This is a genomic window from Mesorhizobium sp. dw_380 (assembly GCF_018588885.1).
Classification (GTDB): Bacteria; Pseudomonadota; Alphaproteobacteria; order Rhizobiales; family Rhizobiaceae; genus Mesorhizobium.
Genome location: NZ_JAFFIW010000011.1, coordinates 46590 through 66214, shown reverse-complemented (window position 1 = coordinate 66214; position 19625 = coordinate 46590). Strand labels below are relative to the sequence as shown.

General features: G+C 63.7%; 14 protein-coding genes. 5 read left to right on the top strand and 9 right to left on the bottom strand.

What is annotated here, in order from left to right:
- Window positions 1-348 precede the first annotated feature (348 nt).
- The 8 genes from atzF to JT360_RS13655 are packed head-to-tail and all read right to left on the bottom strand — an operon-like array spanning window position 349 to window position 8654.
- Window positions 349-2199: an allophanate hydrolase gene (atzF, locus tag JT360_RS13690; RefSeq protein ID WP_214472143.1), complete on the bottom strand. Its 1851-nt coding sequence runs from the start codon at window positions 2197-2199 to the stop codon at window positions 349-351.
- Window positions 2196-2546 (bottom strand): cupin domain-containing protein, encoded by a 351-nt coding sequence (locus tag JT360_RS13685; RefSeq protein WP_214472142.1) that lies wholly within the window; start codon window positions 2544-2546, stop codon window positions 2196-2198. Before JT360_RS13685 ends, atzF begins: the two co-directional genes overlap by 4 nt.
- The gene (locus tag JT360_RS13680; RefSeq protein ID WP_214472141.1) at window positions 2539-3207 is read right to left on the bottom strand and encodes a cysteine hydrolase family protein; all 669 of its coding nucleotides are present in this window, start codon (window positions 3205-3207) and stop codon (window positions 2539-2541) included. Before JT360_RS13680 ends, JT360_RS13685 begins: the two co-directional genes overlap by 8 nt.
- Window positions 3207-4733: an ABC transporter ATP-binding protein gene (locus JT360_RS13675; RefSeq protein WP_214472140.1), complete on the bottom strand. Its 1527-nt coding sequence runs from the start codon at window positions 4731-4733 to the stop codon at window positions 3207-3209. The genes JT360_RS13680 and JT360_RS13675 overlap by 1 nt, the downstream gene beginning before the upstream one ends.
- A gap of 10 nt (window positions 4734-4743) precedes the next feature.
- Window positions 4744-5445, bottom strand: a complete 702-nt coding sequence (gene biuH, locus JT360_RS13670; RefSeq protein ID WP_214472139.1) for a biuret amidohydrolase — start codon at window positions 5443-5445, stop codon at window positions 4744-4746.
- Window positions 5446-5459: 14 nt separating this feature from the next.
- Entirely contained in the window at window positions 5460-6386 is a 927-nt protein-coding gene (locus tag JT360_RS13665; RefSeq protein ID WP_214472138.1) for an ABC transporter permease, read from the bottom strand.
- Window positions 6386-7510: an ABC transporter permease gene (locus JT360_RS13660; RefSeq protein ID WP_214472137.1), complete on the bottom strand. Its 1125-nt coding sequence runs from the start codon at window positions 7508-7510 to the stop codon at window positions 6386-6388. The genes JT360_RS13665 and JT360_RS13660 overlap by 1 nt, the downstream gene beginning before the upstream one ends.
- Window positions 7511-7529: 19 nt before the next feature.
- Window positions 7530-8654: a BMP family ABC transporter substrate-binding protein gene (locus JT360_RS13655; protein ID WP_214472136.1), complete on the bottom strand. Its 1125-nt coding sequence runs from the start codon at window positions 8652-8654 to the stop codon at window positions 7530-7532.
- A gap of 293 nt (window positions 8655-8947) precedes the next feature.
- Between JT360_RS13655 and JT360_RS13650 the strand changes: the two genes are divergently transcribed.
- The 5 genes from JT360_RS13650 (at window position 8948) to JT360_RS13630 (ending at window position 18429) form a co-directional block, all read left to right on the top strand.
- A complete protein-coding gene (locus JT360_RS13650; RefSeq protein WP_214472135.1) occupies window positions 8948-9622 on the top strand; it encodes a GntR family transcriptional regulator in 675 nt (224 codons plus the stop codon).
- Window positions 9623-9922: 300 nt separating this feature from the next.
- Window positions 9923-10570 carry a LuxR C-terminal-related transcriptional regulator gene (locus tag JT360_RS13645; RefSeq protein WP_214472134.1) on the top strand — a complete coding sequence of 216 codons (648 nt, stop codon included), beginning with the start codon at window positions 9923-9925 and terminating at the stop codon, window positions 10568-10570.
- Between the two features lie 307 nt (window positions 10571-10877).
- Window positions 10878-15236, top strand: a complete 4359-nt coding sequence (locus JT360_RS13640) for a beta strand repeat-containing protein (protein WP_214472133.1) — start codon at window positions 10878-10880, stop codon at window positions 15234-15236.
- A 77-nt stretch (window positions 15237-15313) separates the two neighbouring features.
- Window positions 15314-17083: a type I secretion system permease/ATPase gene (locus JT360_RS13635; protein ID WP_214472307.1), complete on the top strand. Its 1770-nt coding sequence runs from the start codon at window positions 15314-15316 to the stop codon at window positions 17081-17083.
- Window positions 17080-18429 (top strand): HlyD family type I secretion periplasmic adaptor subunit, encoded by a 1350-nt coding sequence (locus JT360_RS13630; RefSeq protein ID WP_214472132.1) that lies wholly within the window; start codon window positions 17080-17082, stop codon window positions 18427-18429. Before JT360_RS13635 ends, JT360_RS13630 begins: the two co-directional genes overlap by 4 nt.
- Window positions 18430-18474: 45 nt before the next feature.
- On the opposite strand, the gene JT360_RS13625 is transcribed toward JT360_RS13630, so the two are convergent.
- On the bottom strand, window positions 18475-19584 hold the full coding sequence (locus tag JT360_RS13625; protein WP_214472131.1) for a branched-chain amino acid ABC transporter substrate-binding protein: 1110 nt from the start codon (window positions 19582-19584) through the stop codon (window positions 18475-18477).
- Window positions 19585-19625 lie beyond the last annotated feature (41 nt).

The window sequence follows — 19625 nt, the reverse complement described above, 5'->3', positions numbered from 1 at the left end:
ACACTTTTTGCGTGGTGGGATGGAAGCCGACCGGGCGAGATAGCGCGCAATTCCAGTTCTCGACAAGTCCGGCGGCCGGTCAGCGACGACACTCCGCCTTCGGCGACCAAAGGCATTGTCGCCGCTCGACTTATCTCGTTCAGCCGCAGCAACGAAGTCGGAACTGATGGTTCGATAAGTGGGGGAAAGACGGTAGCGCTCTCCCGCCACCAAAGCTCAACTTTCTTCCCTCAACGCCCGCGCAATCTGATCACCGGGGTTCATGAGATAGGGAAGCGTTCTGCTGGTCGAGAGGACCTCCGCCGGCGTGCCAACAGGCAAGCCCGCCAAGGCAAGCCTGCACGATAATCAGGTCGCGACGCCGGCGGGCCAGTTCTGCCGCTTTTCACTTTGATCGGCCGTGTCTTTGCCGCGTGCGATAAAGCGGCGCCAGCCGCCGAATGCGGAGATATCGGAGGCACCGTCCAAGCCCGCGGTTTCGACCAGAAAACCCTTGGCAGGGGTGCCGTCGTCGAGCTCAATCGTGCCGATGCCGAGCGGTGCCGGAATAGCGGCGACGAAACGGCCGAAGGCCTCCGGCCCAAGCCGCCAGACCTCGACGTCGATCCGCATGCCTCCATCGGCAACACGGATCAGGCCGGGCTTGGGCACGGACTGGCCGGCCAGAGCATAGAGCCTGTAGGCGGCGGTGGTCCTGGTCGCACGCAGGAAATGCGCGCCGAGCTGGTTGAGCTGGCCGTTGAGCGGCATGCCCGACAGATGCGCGCCGACCACCACCAGGTCGATCATGCCGTCGTCGGCAGGCTGGGCGGTTGGTTGCGGGCCGGGCTGCGGCCAGCCCGTGCCGCCGAGCGGAAGGCCGCTCGCCGCATGCAGGTCGCGGGCGAGCATCGCCGTCAGCGCATCGCGGCCGGCCGGCGCCAGCAGGGTGACGCTCATCGGCAGGCCGTCGCCGCGCCTGCCGGTCGGCACGGCGATGCCGCACATGTCGAGCAGGTTGACGAAATTGGTGTAGGTGCCAAGGCGGCTGTTGGTCTCGACGGGATCGGCGAGCACGGCAGCAGTGGTGTAGTGCGTCGGCGCGGTCGGCACGCAGAACAGGTCGACCGAGGCAATGACGGGGGCGAGCTTCGCCTTGTAGGCCTGCAAGGCGTAGAGGCCGCGGAAGGCGTCCGCCGCCGACAGTTTCCTGGCGCCGCCGATGATCTTGCGCGTCACCGGATGCAGGGCGGCTTCGTTGGCCTCCATGAAATCGCGGATCGCCGCATAGCGCTCGGCCACCCAGGCGCCTTCATAGAGCAGGTTGGCTGTGGCGTAGAAATCACCGAAGGGGATTTCCACCAGCCGGCAGCCGAGCCGCGACAGCATGGCAAGCGAGGTCTCGAAGCCGGCCTGCATGGCCATATCGCCGAAGAATTTGAGGTCCGATTTTGCAGGCACGCCGACGGTCAGCGCCGGCGGCCGCGTAGCGAGCGGCTGGACGGCGAGATCGCGCGAATAAGGATCGGCAGCGTCGCGCGCGGCGGCGACGGAGAACACCCTATAGGCATCGTCGACGGTCAGCGCGAACACCGAGACGCAGTCGAGCGTGCGGCAGGCCGGCACGACGCCGGCGGCCGACAGCGCACCAACCGTCGGCTTTAGCCCGACGATGTTGTTGAGGCCGGCCGGGATGCGGCCGGAGCCGGCCGTGTCGGTGCCGAGCGCGAACGAGAGGATGCCGCGCGCCGTCGCCACCGCCGAGCCGGAGGAAGAGCCGCCCGGAACCAGCGCCTCATCGATGGCGTTGCGCGGAATCGGCCAGGGTGTGCGCACGCCGACGAGGCCGGTGGCGAACTGGTCGAGATTGGTCTTGCCGACGACCAGCGCGCCGGCCGCCTTCAGCCGCGCCACCACGGCTGCGTCTTTCTCGGGCCAGTAGGTGTATTCGGCGCAGGCCGCCGTCGTCGGCATGCCGGCGACGTCGATGTTGTCCTTGACGGCGAAAGGAATGCCCCAGAGCGGCTTTGCCACCGGGTCGAACGAGCCGAGTGCCTCGGCCGCCGCCAGCAATGCGGCCTTGTCGGACAGATGGATGAAGATGCCGGGATCGTCGGCGGCCACGAGGCGGGCATGGACAGCTTCGATCACCTCCGCGACGCCGAGGCCGGCCTGATAGGCGCCGTGCAGGCTGCCTATGTCGAAATGGATATCGCTCATTTCCCCTCCCCCAGAATGATCACCGGCAGGTCCCACTGGATCAGCACGACGCAGCCGTCCTTCGTCCACACCGAATGCTCGGTCCCAACCGGATTGAGGACGACGCTGCCCGGGGGATAGTCGCCGTTCTCGTCGCTCTGGGTGCCTTCCAGCACGACGATGGTCTCCAGCCCGGCATGGCGGTGGCGCGGCACGCCCGCACCGGGCTGATAGCTGAGGATCGCGACCGACGGTTCGACCGGCCCGCCCTTCAGCAGCCAATGCACCTTGATGCCGTCGCGGAAATGCTCGAACGCGAGATCGCGCCAGCCGCCGTCGAGCAGGCCGGCAAAACTCAAATTAGGCATTGGCAATTCCCTCGAGTACTTGGTCGGTGGTTGCCGTCCAGCCGACGATGGCGCCCTGCGCCTTGATCATGGCGATCGCCGCCGCCTTGAACTCGGGAAAGTAGCTCTCCGTCGCGTCCTCGGCGAGCAAGCACTCATAGCCGCGGTCGTTGGCTTCGCGCATCGTCGTCTGCACGCAGACCTCGGTCGTCACCCCGGCAAAGACGAGGTGCTGGGCGCCGAGTCTCTTGAGGTCGTCACCGAAGCTTGTGGCATAGAACGCGCCCTTGCCGGGCTTCTCGATGACGATCTCTCCGGGCAATGGCTTGAGTTCGTCGAGGATCGCCGTGCCCGGCTCGCCGGCGATCAGCACGCGCCCCATCGGGCCGATATCGCCGATGCGGATCGACGGATTGCCGCGATCGCGCTTGGCCGGCGGCAGGTCGGAAAGGTCGGGCCTGTGGCACTCCATGGTATGGATCACCGGCAGGCCGGCGGCGCGAAAGCCTTCGATCAGTTTCTTCACCGTCGGCACGATCGCGGTGATCCGGCTGACGTCGTTGCCGAGGCTGGCGCCGAAGCCACCGGGCTCGGCAAAATCGCGCTGCATGTCAATGACGATCAGCGCCGTCGTTGCGGGCTTGAAGTTGAAGGGAAACGGCTGCGCATCGATTTGCGACATCAGTGATGCCCCGCCATGTGCTCACCGATCGTCTGTACGCTCGCCTGGGCAATCGGTGTCTCGTAGACCAGCGCGCCGTCGGACATGACGAGAATGCGGTCGGAGAGTTCGAGCAACTCATCGAGATCCTCCGACATCAACAGCACGGCCGCACCCGCATTGCGCGCCTTCATGATGCGGGCGCGGATCTCGGCCACGGCCGAGAAGTCGAGGCCGAAGCACGGGTTGGAGACAATCAGCAGATCGACCTCGCCGGTCAGCTCGCGCGCCAGCACGGCACGCTGCACATTGCCGCCCGACAGCGAGGCGATCGGCGAGGACAGCGAAGCGGTCTTGACCTTGAACTGCTCCACCAGGCGGGCGCTGAATGTCCTGATGGCACTGGTGCTGATCCAACTCACCGGTCTACCGTTACCGTCGATGTCGAAGGTGCGGAAGGAGATGTTCTCGGCCACCGTCATCTTCGGCGCGCAGGCATTCTTCAGCGGCTCTTCAGGGATGAGGCGGACGTTGAGCGCACGCGCCTCGGCACGCGTCGCCGCATAGGCGGTGCCGCGCACCATGACTTCGCCGGCATCGCGCGGGCGCTGCCCGGCCAGCACTTCGAGGAACTCCTTCTGGCCGTTGCCGGAAATGCCGGCAATGCCGACGATCTCGCCGGAGCGAACGCCGAGATCCTCTATGCGGATCGACTTCAGCCCCGTGCGGTCGGGTGCCTTCAATGCTTTCACCTTGAGCACGATCTCGGCGTCCGGCTTCGGGTCGGCGCGGCTGTCGAGGGCGGCGATCGGCTGGTCGCCTATCATCATCGCCGCCATCTGCCTGTGGTCGAGGTCGGCAACGCGACCGGTGCCGGTCAGCCTGCCCTTGCGCAGCACGCTGACATCGTCGGCGAACGCCGTCACCTCGTGGAATTTGTGCGAGATCATCAGCACTGTGAGGTCGCCGGCCCTGGTCATGGCGCGCACCAGGCCGAGCACCTCTTGCGCTTCGCCGGGGGTGAGCACCGATGTCGGTTCGTCCAGCACCAGGAAGGAACGGCCGAGATAGAGCTGCTTGACGATTTCAAGCTTCTGCTTCTCGCCGGCGGCAAGCTCGGCCACCTTGACGTCGAGCGGCAGCTTGAACGGCATCCGCTCCATGAACTTGGCGAGCCCGGCTCGCTCATTGCGCCAGTCGATGATGCCGGGCACCTTTTCGCGCGAGATGACGAGGTTCTCGGCACCGGTCAGCGACGGCACCAGCGTGAAATGCTGGTAGACCATGCCGAGGCCGAGCGCAGAGGCATCCCTGGGGCTAGCGATCGCCACCTCGCGGCCATCGACCAGCATCTCACCTGATGTCGGGTGGTAAAAACCCATCATGCATTTGACCAGCGTAGACTTGCCGGCGCCGTTCTCGCCGAGCAGCGCATGGAAGGAGCCAGCCGGCACCTTGACCGAGACGTCGTCGAGTGCCGTGAAGGCGCCGAAGCGCATGGTCATGCCGATGGTCTCGACGCCGACCGCCTTCTTGGTTCCGCTCATGGCAATTTCCTCACGGCAGCTGGGCAACGAGCGCGGCCGCATTCGACACCGCGCCGAAGACGCCACCCTGCATCTTGATCATCTTGATCGCGGCGAGGTGATTGCCGTAATCGGTCGCCCCGCAGCAATCCTCCAGCATCACGCATTCGAATCCCCGGTCGTTGGCCTCGCGCATGGTGGTGTGGACGCAGACATCGGTGGTGATGCCGGTGAGCACGATGTTGTCGATGCCGCGCTGGTTGAGGATCAGCTCGAGGTCGGTGGCGCAGAACGAGCCCTTGCCCGGCTTGTCGATGATCGGCTCGCCCTCGGCCGGATAAAGGTCGGGGATGATGTCCCAGCCGGGTTCGCCGCGCACCAGGATGCGCCCGCAGGGACCGGGATCGCCGATGCCGGCATTGATGCGGCGCGAGCGCCAGCGCTTGTTGGCCGGCAGGTCGGCGAGGTCGGGCCGATGGCCCTCGCGTGTGTGGATGATGGTATAGCCCTTGCCGCGCATTGCCGACAGCACCGACTTGATCGGCTCGATCGGGGCGCGGACCAGCGACAGGTCGTAGCCCATATGGTCGACATAGCCGCCCGGCCCGCAGAAATCGGTCTGCATGTCGATGATGATCAGCGCCGTGTTGTCGGGACGAAGTTCGCCATTGTAGGGCCATGGATAGGGGTCGGCGTCGATATAGCGTTGAGTGATCCCGGCTCTGGCGTTCATGGGCAAAACTCCAGCTATTTGGTGATCGACAGTTCGCCCGGCGCGCCGGCGAGCGAACGGGTCGGCGACGAGGTGGCGATCATGATGATCAGGGTGAGGATGTAAGGCGCGGCGTAGAAGAGGTAGTAGCCTTGCGTGACGCCGACCGATTGCAGCGCCGGTCCAAGAGCGCCGGCTCCGCCGAACAGAAGGGCGGCGGCAAAGCAGCCAAGCGGGTTCCAGCGCGCGAAGATGACAAGCGCCACCGCCATCAGCCCCTGCCCCGACGAAATGCGCTCGGTCCAGCTGCCGGGATAGTAGAGCGACAGATAGGCGCCGCCGATGCCGGCCAGCGCGCCGCCGACACCGGTGGCGATGAGGCGCACCGTGTTCGGGTTGAGGCCCATGGCGCGCGCCGCGTCGGAACTGTCGCCGACGACGCGCAGGATCAGGCCGGCGCGGGTGTTGCGGAAGGCCCACCACAGGAACACCGCCAGTGCGGCACCGATCAGGAACAGCACGTTGACGTCAAGCGCCGCCTGCACCTGCGGAATGTCCGACCAGGCACCGAAGGGAATGGCTGGCAGGTCGGGCGCCGAAGGCTGGATGAAGGGCTTGCCGAAGAAGAAGGCGAGGCCCGAACCGAACAGCATCAGGGCAATGCCGATGGCGATGTCGTTAACCCGGGGGAATTTGCAGATCCAGCCGTGGAACAGGCCGAAGCAGAGGCCGGCGAAGGCTGCGGCGATGAGGCCAAGCCATGGCGAGCCGGTCATCACCGCGACCGCATAGGCGCTCATGGCGCCGAACACCAGCGTGCCTTCCAGGCCAAGGTTGATGCGGCCGGAGCGCTCGGTGATGGCTTCGCCGAGCGAGACGAAGATGAAGGGCGTGGAGACGCGGATGGCGCCGCCGAGGATGGCGAGCGGTACGCCCCAGAGGCCGATCCCGGTGGCGTCCATCAGCTGCTCCTCTGCCACAGATCGGGATTGAAGGTCTTGAAGCGGCCGTAGAGGGTCTCGCTGAACAGGATGACGATGAAAAGCATGCCCTGCAGCACCAGCACGGTGGCGTCGGGCAGGTCCATGCGGCGCTGGATCAGCCCGCCTGAAGCGTCGATGCCGCCAAGCAGGAAGGCGACCGGGATGATGGCCAGCGGATTGTGGCGGGCGAGGAAGGCGACGAGGATGCCAGTATAGCCATAGCCGGCGGCGAGCGAGGCATTGGCGCTGCCCTGCACCGCGGCGACCTCCAGCATGCCGGCAAGCCCGGCAAACGCGCCGGCAAGCCCGGTAAAGCCCACGATCAGCGAACCGACGGCCAACCCCTGCACCTGGGCAGCCCTGACATTGCCGCCGGCGATGCGGGCGGCAAAACCCCAACGGGTCTTTTCTATCAGCACCCAGGACAGCACGCAGGCAACGACGCCGACGGCAAGCCCCCAATGCACCTCCATGCCCGGCATGTTGCCGATACGGTAGATGTCGGCCAGCGGTTGGGTCGAAGGCTTGTTGAGCGAGGCCGGGTCGCGCAGCGGCCCTTCGACCAACTGGTTCATCAGGGCAATGGCGATATAGGCCATCAGCAGGCTGGAAATGGTCTCGTTGACGGCGCGGTAATGGCGGAGCGCGCCGACGGCACCTATCCAGATGCCGCCGGCGGCCATGCCCGCCACGCCCATGACGAGAATGACGATGAAGGGAGGCGCGCCGCTGAGCGCCACGCCGGTTGCAGCGGCTGCGACGCCGCCGAGGACGATCGCACCCTCGCCACCGATGACGACGAGACCAAGCCGGGCCGGCAACGCCACGCACAGCGCCGCCAGCAGCAGGGGTGCGGCCCGCGATAACGAATTCTGCACCGAGAACCAGGAGCCGAAGCCACCGCGCCACATGGTTTCATAGAGCAGGACCGGCGACTTGCCGACCGCCAGGATGAACAGGCTGAACAGCACCATGCCGGCGATCAGCGCCGCGAGCGGGATGATGAAAGCTTCCGCCCGCCGTGCAATCCATTCGAGCGCCACCGGATAGAACCTGGCACTGAGACTCGCCGGCGCGCCGGCGCCTGCCACCGTGTCTGTCATGTTGCCGCCTCCGTCCGGTTCAGGCGGTCGAGCCGACGACGCCCTCGACGAGATAGTCCATGCTTTCGAGCTCGATGGCGTTCTCGGCGAAGGCTTGGCCTTCGGTCGCGACGACGGCGCCCTTGTTGCTCTTCAGCGGGCCCTTGATGACGGAAAAACCGCCCTTCATCATTTCGGCCAGCGTGGCGTCAAACTGCTTGCGACCTGCTTCGCCGACAGCGGGACCAAGCGGGCTCATCTTGACGAAGCCGTCGGCCAGGCCGCCGCGGGTGAAATTGGGCAGCGGCTTGCCGGCGGCGAGGTCGTCGACGAACATCTTGTAGACCTTGGCCCAGTTCCATTCGGCGCCAGTCAGGTATTTCTCGGGCGCCAGCGGGCTCTGGTTGGCGTGGTAGCCGCAAACGAAGGCGCCGCGACCGGCGGCCGTCTCGACCACGACCTTGGGGCTGTCGACATGGCAGGTGACGACGTCGACGCCCTGGTCGACCAGCGCGTTGGTGGCTTCCGCCTCCTTGACCGCCAGCGACCATTCGCCGGTGAAGATCACCTGGCAGGTGATGGTCGGATCGACCGAGCGCGCGCCAAGCAGGAAGGAGTTGATGTTGAGCAGCACCTGCGGGATCGGCTTGGCGGCGACGAAACCGAGCTTCTTCGACTTCGAGGTGTGGCCGGCGACGACGCCGTTGAGATACTGGCCCATGCCGATATAGCCGAAATAGGAGCCGGCGTTCATCGGATGCTTGTCTTTGCTCCACATGCCGCCGCAATGGCGGAACTGGACCTCGGGGAACTTTGCGCACATGGCCAGCATGTGGGGGTCGAAATAGCCGAAGGAGGTCGGGAAGATCAGCGAGGCGCCGTCGAGATTGATCATGGATTCCATCGTCTTCTGGACGTCGACCGTCTCTGGCACATTCTCCTCCTCGACGACGGTGATGCCCTCGACCCCCTTCAGCGCCGCGGCGCCCTCGGCATGCGCCTGGTTGTAACCATAGTCGTCCTTCGGGCCGACATAGATGAAGCCGACGGTGGCAGCGGCGGCGAAGGCCCTCGAGAGGGGAAATGATCCCGAGGCAAGGCCCAAGGCACCCGCGGCGGAGGTCTTCAGCAACTGGCGGCGGCTAAGCACGAATCTGTCGGTCATGTGAATGCTCCCCTGTTGGACCCTTCCGGGTCGGTTTGATGCCTTCTCAATCAAAGTGCATGCAATCAACGTGCCAGTCTTGCCACCGCTAATTATACAATGAAATCAATAATAGTTCCAAAAGCACTTGCTCATGCAGCAGGCAATTGCATGCACTTTTTGCCTCCAAAACGGACAGTTTGACAGGCAGATTAAATATAAGGCATAGAGAGCTATATCGAATCGAGCAGGCCGACACGCCGACTGGCTACACAAGAAGACGGGACGGAGGAGATTTGTCGGGAAAGCGCAGCTTGATCAGGTCGGGCACGACCGTCGATCAGATGGTGAGGGCGATCGGCGACCGCATCGTCACCGGCTACCTGCGCCCGGGCGAAAAACTCGACGAGACCTCGCTCGCCGCCCGTTTCGACGTCTCGCGCACCCCGGTCAGGGAGGCGCTGGGCCAGCTGAGCGCCATGGGTCTTGTCGAAAGGCGGCCAAACCGCGGTGCCATCGTCGCGGTGGTGACGCAGGAGCATCTCGCCTCGATGTTCGAAAGCATGGCCGAACTGGAGGCGATCTGCGCCCGCTTCTCGGCCGAGCGCATGACCACCGCCGAGCGCCGCTCGCTCGAGATCGAGCATCAGGCTTCGGCGCGGCTGGTGCAACTCGGTGCTGAAGAGGACTACGAGTATTTCAACACCGAGTTCCACACCCGGCTCTATCGCGGCGCCCACAACGCCCATATCTACGAAATGACGGTGATGACGCGAAGCCGGCTGGCGCCGTTCCGCCGCGCGCAATTCATGCTGGCGGGGCGGCTCGCCAAATCCTGGCAGGAGCATGATGCCATCGTCACCGCAATCATGCGTGGCGACGGCAATGCCGCTGGCAAGGCTGCCAAGGATCACGTCTCCATCGTCAGCGAAGCGAGCGCTGTGTTTGCCGTTGGCGACCAACCGAGAGCCGCACCACAACACCAGTGATGTCTTTCCCAGAGGAGTTCGGGTGGTTTCACCCGGTCGCACAAGTTGTGGCACCGCAAAATCGGTGCTGTCATGACCAGCACCGGCTCGATCAACTCCCGCTCGCCCTTTGCGGATTCGCTGATCACCACCTGTCCCCTGCCGTGGTGCCGGATCCCCCGTCGTCCGCCTGGCAGCATTGAATCGATTATTATAGCCTTAGATATATTAGTAGTTCCTTGACAATAAGCCGAGGGTCTGGTTTGCTTGATTTAGGGGTTTTTTAAGCATGTTTGTTGCGTTTTTACGGACGGTGTTCGCATGTCGACTTTAGTTCTGGCGGACCCGCGGGGGGTGTATCTCGCTGGTCTGGGGTGGGTGTTGCGGGAGGCTGGCCACGAAGTTGTAGCCCAGTGCAACCGCGTCGTTGACGTTCTCCTTCATGTGGAGCGCCAGCAGCCTGATATTGCGATCGTCGGTCTCGATATCTCGGACCCGCAGATGGCCGGCCTTTCATCCCGGCTGAAGGCCTGCAGCAGCGCTCTCCGCGTCATCTTCATCGTGCAGCCAAAAGGCAGGTTGGACATCACGGAAATACAGGCGCTCGACAGCGACGGCCTGCTTCTGGAGGGCATCAGCCATCGCTACCTCGTCGAATGCGTGAATGCGGTGGCGGCTGGCAAGAAGTGGATCGACAACAAGATCGTCCGGCAACTGCTGATGCCCGGACCGCAGCACCAGCCGATATCAAGGCTGACCGGGCGGGAGACCGAAATCGCCGATCTCGTCTCGCGCGGGTTGCGCAACAAGACCATCGCGCAGCAGCTGAATTTATCCGAAGGCACGGTGAAAATGCACCTGCATCACGTCTATGAGAAGCTGCACCTTGGCGGCCGGGCGGAACTGGCCTGGATGGCACATGGCAAAGGTGCAGAGCGCCCGGGAACGGGCCTCACCGGCCTGCTCTGATCATCGTTTTCAACTGACATCGACATTGATGCTGGCACCGGAAAGCCGGCTGATGGCACTGGCAGTGATGCCGGCGCGACCGCCCGCGCCGCCCTGATCTATCGAAGGATATATATCGTTCGATCAGGTGCGGACATTAATCGAAATACTATCGAACCGCGAATGGACGCGCCCTCTGCGTCGGCGACACAATGGTCAATTGAAAACCGCAAATTCAATGCGCGTGGGGTAGACCTGGGGCAGGTACATTTCGGCGTTACTGGATGTGCGGATCGTTAGAAGCAACCTTACAAAGGGGATAACGATCATGACCACCACCATCAACATCAATGGCACGCTGACCCTCGACCAGACTTCCGGAATCCAGCCAGACGATACGGCCATCAGCAACGACCTCACCGGACTTTCGACGGCGTTCAAGGATTTCCTCAATGGGCTAAGCGGCGACCTGCAACTGTCGGCAGGCCAGCTCGCTTTTGCCGATAACGTCGAGGCTGCGGTCAGCGGCGCCGGTCTTGTCACCGTCAATCCGGACGGCGCGACGATCAGCAAGCTGTTCTTCTCCGACGGCAGCGGCGCCCCGCTCGACGGCGACCAGGTCATCTTCAACAGCAGCCCGCTGCTGACGGTCGATGGCAGCCAACCTATCTTTCTGCATTCCTATGCAAACGGAACGATCGTGCTGGCCACCACCAGCGCCGCCGAAGGCGTCGGCGATGTCGTCGCCGCCTTCTATCTGAACGCGGCAGGCGACAATCTCACCGCCAGCGTCGAGATGGTGACCTTCCAGGCCATTGCGCACCCGGACAGCACCAACCCTGACGATACGATCGACTGGACCAACCTTCTCAACGTCTCGGCGACGGGCTCCACATCCTTCAATTTCGACAATCTCGCCTCGGGCAACAATCTGTTCGTGGCCGTAGGCACATCCGGCGCGGGTCTGGTGGTGAGCGGCATACATCCGGTCATTCAGGCCGACGGAACGCTCGACAACTCAGGCGACAACATCAAGACCAGCCAAGGCGGCATCGGCGCCACTATCGGCGTCAACAACCAGATGTTCGACCCGGGTGAGACCGCGGTGTTCAGCTTCGTCAAGGGCCAGGCACCGGGCACATACGGCGACATCGACAATATGAGCTATACTGACTTCATCGACGTCACCGACGCCAAGCTCTTCATCTCCCAGACCGAGGGCAGTCCGGGCACCAATTTCACCGTGAAGATCGGCGCGTTCAGCGCCGGCGGCGCCTCTACCAATCCTGAAGCCGGCCGCAGCTATATCGACAATAATCTCAACAGCGGCGCCAATCTGGGCAACGACGCCGGACAAAGCGCGCTTGCCGATGACTCGTCGGTCGCCATCGTTCGCGTCATCATCAGGGATGGCAATGGGGTGGTAGTCACCGATACGACCGCGACAAACGGTTTTGTCACCTTCAACGGGGACGGAACCATAACCGCACAGCATCTCAACGACGCCTATACGGTGCAGTGGTTCACCGACAACAGCGGCACACAGGCCGTGGAGACCTTCAACCGCTTCCAGGCGACGGCGGTGGTCGGAAAATTCGACGTCGGCCGTGTCGACCTGTCGCAAGGCGTGACCGTCACCCAATCCGTCGGCGACAAGCTGCACACCAACGACGACGGCCCGACGGCCGGCCTGACGGAGAACACGGCCAAGGTGCTGCATGACGAGACGGCTGGCGTCGATGCCAGTTCGAACGACCAGACGCTCATCTCCTTGCCCGCTGCCTTCGCGGCACTTGGCACGGCCATCGGCTGGGCGGCCAGCGCTTCCGCCGTGGTCACGCCGAACTCCACCTTCGGCACCGACGGACCGGGCACCCAGACGCTGTCGCTCGGCGTCAGCGGCGCCAATGCCGACTCCGGTTTCGATTCTCTCGACCACCACAACATCCTGCTCAATGTCGAGGGTGGTGGCCTCGTCGTCGGCCGGGTTGACGTCGGCAACGACGGCAACACGACGGGCGACCCCATCGCCATTGCCATCTCGATCAACGCGAGCGGCATCCTCAGCATTGCGCAATACATCGCCATCGCGCATCCGGACGGCAACAATCCCGACGACGTGACAACGATGCTCGACAGCGCCTTGCTGGCGAAGGTCACCGTGACCGACGGCGACGGCGACAGCAACAGCACCAGCATCGCGATTGGCGACAAGGTGCAGATCAGGGACGACGGCCCGACGGCCGGCCTGACAGAGAATGGGGCTGGGGTACTGCATGACGAGACCTCCGGCGTCGATGCCAGTTCGAACGACCAGACGCTCATCTCCTTGCCCGCTGCCTTCGCGGCACTTGGCACGGCCATCGGCTGGGCGGCCAGCGCTTCCGCCGTGGTCACGCCGAACTCCACCTTCGGCATCGACGGACCGGGCACCCAGACGCTGTCGCTCGGGGTTAGCGGCGCCAATGCCGATTCCGGTTTCGATTCACTCGACCACCACAACATCCTGCTCAATGTCGAGGGTGGTGGCCTCGTCGTCGGCCGGGTTGACGTCGGCAACGACGGCAACACGACGGGCGACCCCATCGCCATTGCCATCTCGATCAACGCGAGCGGCATCCTCAGCATTGCGCAATACATCGCCATCGCGCATCCGGACGGCACCAATCCCGACGACGTGACGACGATGCTCGACAGCGCACTGCTGGCGAAGGTCACCGTGACCGACGGCGACGGCGACAGCAACAGCACCAGCATCGCGATTGGCGACAAGGTGCAGATCAGGGACGACGGCCCGACGGCCGGCCTGACGGAGAACACGGCCAAGGTGCTGCATGACGAGACGGCTGGCGTCGATGCCAGTTCGAACGACCAGACGCTCATCTCCTTGCCCGCTGCCTTCGCGGCACTTGGCACGGCCATCGGCTGGGCGGCCAGCGCTTCCGCCGTGGTCACGCCGAACTCCACCTTCGGCACCGACGGACCGGGCACCCAGACGCTGTCGCTCGGCGTCAGCGGCGCCAATGCCGACTCCGGTTTCGATTCTCTCGACCACCACAACATCCTGCTCAATGTCGAGGGTGGTGGCCTCGTCGTCGGCCGGGTTGACGTCGGCAACGACGGCAACACGACGGGCGACCCCATCGCCATTGCCATCTCGATCAACGCGAGCGGCATCCTCAGCATTGCGCAATACATCGCCATCGCGCATCCGGACGGCACCAATCCCGACGACGTGACGACGATGCTCGACAGCGCACTGCTTGCCAAGCTCCACACTGTCGATGGTGACGGCGACACCAGCGACACCAGCATCGCCATCGGCGACAAGGTGCAGATCAGGGACGACGGCCCGACGATCACGCACCCATTCGACGGTGACCCCGACACCGCGGGTATCCAGAACGAAACCCTGGCTAACACGGCCGGTGCAACGGCTTCCGGTACCTTTGGCTACAACATCGGCGCGGATGCTCACCCGACCGCGTTCTACACGGGCGGCGGTTCCGACTTCAGCCCAATCACGTTGACGGGCACGGTCAGCGGCGTGAACCCGGCACCGACGGCTCTCCTCACCTCGGACGTGACGCTTGCGTCGGAGACACTCACCTCCGCGACGTTCAACTTCACTTTCACCTACGACAAGGACCCAGCGGCTGGCCCCCAGACGGGCACGGCCGGCGGCACCCTCGTCTTCGACAAGGTCGCCCACACCTACACTATCAACCTGACCGACCCACTCGAGGGCTTCAGCTTCGACATCATCCACACAAGTCAGTTCTTGTCCAAGGTGCCCACGAGCAATACCGGACACCCGCCGATCGTGCTGGAAAAATTGCAGGCCGATGACCCGAACACGCTGAACGTTAACGAAAACTTCTACGTGCAGTTCACGGGCAACTTGGTCAACAAAGCCAACCCGTTCGGCTTGACGAGCAATGGCGAGGGGTCATCCACCGACACCTCGTTCAACACGCCGACCGGCACCCACGACATGATCAGCAACGCCAATGAAACGTGGGTATCCGCGACGCAGAGCACCAACGGCGTCGCTGGTGACACGATCCAGAAGGGCGAACTGCTCACTTTGCGGTTCTTCAACAGCGACGTCGGTATCCAGAACGAGGCTACTGCCCCGACGGCGACCGCCAGCGCAATGGCCATCAAGTTCGACGGCATCGGCAACAGCGAGGACCTGATGCTGATCCTCGACCTGCTCGACAAGGGTGCCGACAACATCGCCGGCACAGCGGACGACGGCCCGGCGATCACGCGGGCTATGTACGTAGAGAACACTGACATCTTCAGGATAGGTCAGGTACCGGCCCCGTACAACAGCGAGTTCACACTCGACAACAATGACGGCCTCGTGGTCATCGAGCAGAACGACTACAACGCTGCCAGCGAGCACTACGCGCTGCAGGGTGTCCAGATCATGCAGTCGGGCAACGGGATCACCGGCAATGCGATCAACCTGAATACCACTGGCTCTAACGGTGGCGCCAGTTCGACCACCACCCTGGTATCCTTCGACGGCAGCGACAACGATGTGCTGAAGATCACGGACATCGGCTTCACCTCGACCGTGACCACGACGCCGGATGCCAACCTCGACTTCGCCTTCCAGGTGGCGGACGCGGACGCGGACCAGACGGCGATACAGCACATACTTGTCGACGTCGTCTGACACTTGACTAACGGGGGCAGCCATGGCTGCCCCCACTGCAATCCCTTGCACGAGATGTCATCCCGCGAGACACAATGATGAAAACCAGGCAACAGCTCCCTGCCCTGCAGACGGTGATGAAAGAGGCCAGACGCGCCATCCGGCCGCTTATCTGGTTCAGCGCCGGGATCAACATACTGATGCTGACAGGGGCACTCTACATGCTCCAAGTCTATCACCGCGTGTTGGGCAGCCACAGCTTGGAGACGCTAGTAGCGCTATCGTTGGTAGCGGCGGCAGCTCTCGCGACAATGTCAGCCTTGGACATCGTGCGTGGCCGCTTGCTGGCCAAGGTCGGCGCATGGATGAACGTGCGACTGGCACCGGTTCTCCTGACCGCGACGGTGGAATACGCCGCCGCAACACCAGGCCAGGCCACGTCCCGCCCGCTGCGCGACCTCGACCAGGTGCGGAACTTCTTCACAAGCCCGAGCATCTTCCCGATTATCGACGCACCGTGGGCACCGATCTTCTTCGCCGCCATCTTCCTCATGCACCCGTGGCTCGGCTGGTTGGCACTCTGCGGCGGCATCGTGTTATTCGCCCTAGCCCTGTTGAATGAATATATCACACGGAAGCCGACCGCGGAGGCCGCGGGCGCCCAGGCGCGGGCGTACACGCAGGCCGAGGCGGCAATCCGCAACGCCGAGGTCGTCCAGGCGATGGGCATGTTGAAGCCGCTGTTGGAGGGCTGGAAGGCGCAGCAGGACGAGGCAAACAAAGGACAGATTCTCGTCGCCCACCGCGGCGGCACAATCTCGGCCATCGCGAAGAGTTTCCGACAGGGTCTCCAGATGGCCATCCTGGGACTCGGCGCCTATCTAGTCGTGAAGAATGAGGCTTCGGGCGGTATCATGATCTCCGCCTCAATCCTGATGGGCCGCGCGTTGGCCCCGGTCGAACAGGCGATCGCCACGTGGAAGGCGACGGTGGGGGCCCGCGCGGCTTACAAGCGGCTTGTCAATGTCGCCGGTCAGCACCCGGAGATCACAACGGCCCTGCCATTGCCGCGACCAAAAGGCAAGTTTGAGGCCGAGAACATCGTCCTCGCCCGTCAGGGCGGTGAGCACATCTTGAAGGGAATCAGCTTTCAGCTCAAACCGGGTGAAGCGATGGCTTTGATCGGTCCGAGCGGGGCCGGCAAGACGAGCCTGGCGCGAATACTGGCCGGCACTTGGCGCCCGTCCGGCGGTCGCGCTTTGCTGGACGGCATGAGCGTCGCCGAATGGGCATCGGAGGACCGCGGAAAATATGTCGGTTACTTGCCGCAGGACATCGAGCTCTTCGCCGGCACCGTCTCCGAAAACATCTGCCGCTTCACGACGCTCAGCCCAGCTGTCTTCAACAAGGTGGTCGAGGCCGCGCAGTTGGCGGGAGTTCACGAGCTGATCAAGGGGCTGCCGAAGGGTTACAGCACTGAAATCGGCGAATCTGGCGCGGCACTGTCAGGCGGGCAGCGCCAGCGCATCGGGTTGGCGCGGGCACTCTACGGCGACCCGGCACTCCTTATCCTGGACGAACCCAATTCCAATCTCGACCGCGAGGGGGAGGAAGCATTGATCGCAGCCCTCGGCACGGTCAAGGCGGCGGGCACGACCATTATCCTGATCGCCCACCGGCCGAACATTATGGAGAAAGTCGACAAGATATTGCTGCTCAACCGGGGCCAGCAAGACCTCTTCGGGCCGCGCGACGCCGTCTTCAACGAACTCGCCAATCGCGCCAGCAAGGTGACCCATATGCCAAAGACGGCACAGTTGCCAACCCTCGAGGTGGTCAAGGAAATCAAAGAGGCCAAAGAAGCATGAGCCGTTCCCCGGAATTGAACGTCGTGCCGTTACCCCTGCCGCCGCCCTCCCTGCTGCAACCGGTGCCGCTGCGTCTCGCAGGAGTGACGCTCACCGGATACGCGATCATATTCCTGTTCTTCGGCGTGGCCGGAGGCTGGGCGGCGCTGGCGCCGTTGGACAGCGCCGCGGTGGCACCGGGCGTCATCAAGGTCGCCGGTGATCGCAAGCTCATCCAGCATCTCGAGGGCGGCATCATCGCGGAGTTGAACGCCGCCAACGGCGATATCGTCAAGGCGGGCAAGATCCTCGTCCGGCTCGACGACACGCAGGCAAAGGCGCAGTTGGACCTGGTCCAGAACCGCATAGCAACGCGTGAGGCATTGGCCGCTCGTCTCAGGGCAGAGCGCGACGGCAAGGCCGAGATCGCCTTCGATCCGGCCTTGCTGGCAAATCCCGCCACCGCGGTAAGGGACGCGGTGGCCGCACAGCGTGACGTGTTCGCGGCCAAGCGCCACAACTTGACGGACGAACGGGACATTCTCAGCCAGCGCCGTCACCAGACCGAAGACGAGACAAAGGGACTGGAGGATCTTATCGCCACCGAGGACAAGCAGATCGTAGCGATCGAGGGTGAAACCAAGGACCTGGAAGGTCTGCTCGAGAAGGGACTGACCACCCGCGAGCGGTCGCTGTCGCTCAGGCGACAACAGCGGGAGATCGAGGGCCAGCGCGCCACCAATGTCGCTTCCATCGCCCGTGCCAGGAGCGCCATGGCCGAGATCGACATGCAAATCCTGAACCTCGACACGGTGCGGCTGAACGATGCCGTCGATGAGTTGAGCAAGGTCGAGGCGGAGCTGTTCGATCTTAGACAGGGGGAACGCTCGGCCAAGGACGTGCTTACCCGCACCAGTATCGTCGCCCCTGTTGACGGCATCGTCATGGACCTCAAGGTCCATACGGCCGGCGGCGTCGTGAAACCCGGCGACACGCTGATGACAATCGTGCCGCTCGGACAACAACTCGTGGTCGAAGCCATGGTCAAACCAGAGGATGTCGAGACGATCGCCCCCGGACAGCCGGCGCGCGTCAGCTTCCCCGCTTTTGCCCGTTACAACCTGCCGCCGCTCGAAGGCGTGGTGGAGATCGTGTCGGCTGACCGCATGGTGGAGGAGCGCAGCGGGGCACCGTATTTCGCCGCGACCGTGCTGATCGACAAGAGCGAACTCGCAAAGCTGGAGGGGCGTAAGCTGCTGCCCGGCATGTCGAGCGAAACGATGATCCGAACAGGTGCTCGCACCGTGCTTTCTTACCTTGCCGAACCGATCATGCAGAACTTCCACCGAGCGATGCGGGAAAAATAGACCGCCACCTGGGCGGGCGCCGAACACAAGCTGAAGATGCGGATCTCATGCGACGCGGCCCGTCCGCGGGATTTCGGCAACCTGTCGGAACCGGCCGTTCTCCACGACATTGAGCGCGGTGACGGCGGCCAGATTGTCGCCTTTTTCGTCCCACTCCACGGGATCGCTATAGGCGATACCCCTGAAGTGGAGATTGCGCATCGCTGCCACCACACCGCTTCGGTCGGGATATCGTTTGGCGCCGTCGACGGCATCTTTTATCGCTGCGATCAAAACGCGGGCTGCATCATAGGAATTCACGGCATAGTTTCCGATCGGCCCAAAGCGGGCCATGTAGCGCGCCGCGAATTCGCTCGAACCAGCGACCCTGCCCAGCTCCGGCGTGGCCGAGAGCACGAGGACACCTTCCCCCGCGGTCGCGGCGTCTCCCGCCGGTTCGAGGAAATTCGTGGTGTCCCAGCAGCCGTCGCCACTGGCAAAAAGCTGGCCGAGGCCCGCGTGGCGCATCGCTTTCAAGATGTAAGCGCCCTCGAAGCTTCCACCATAGAACAAGAAATCGAAGTTCGCCCGCAAGGACGCCACCAGCGGGTCGAAATGGCGGCTTCCTTCCCTGACGGTGCGCCGCTCCGCAATGCGTCCTCCAAGCGACAGAAATGCCCGCGAGAATGCGCTACCCATGCTGTGGCCGTACATTGTTTCCGTCTCGACCAGAACGGCTCGGCGCTTGCCCAGGACGTCGTAGAGATGGCGCGCAATGGCCGCTCCGGTCTGATCGTCACGATTGGTGAAGCGAAAGACGTTCGGCAGCGCGCGCTCGGTGAGCGCCGCATCCGAAGCGATGGGCGTGATCATCGCAAGATTGTGGGCGGCATAAATCTCCGCCGCGGTCAGGGTGACGTTGCTGTTGTAGTGACCGACCACACCAAGCACATCCGGTCGTCCGCAAAAGTCGTCAGCGACTTGCCGCCCTGTCTCGATCGATCCCTGGTCGTCCGCTTTCTCGGCGGCAATGGCAAAGCCTGCTATGCCGCCGCTCGCATTCTGCTCTTCGACCGCGAGTTCGACCGCCTCCGCCATCTCGACACCGAGTACCTCCCCGCTTCCCGACAACGGTGCCCCGATTGCTACCCGGATCGTTTCGACACCGCTGTTCATGGCAGGTTCTCCACGGGCCGTGCGACGCGACAGGCCTCTTG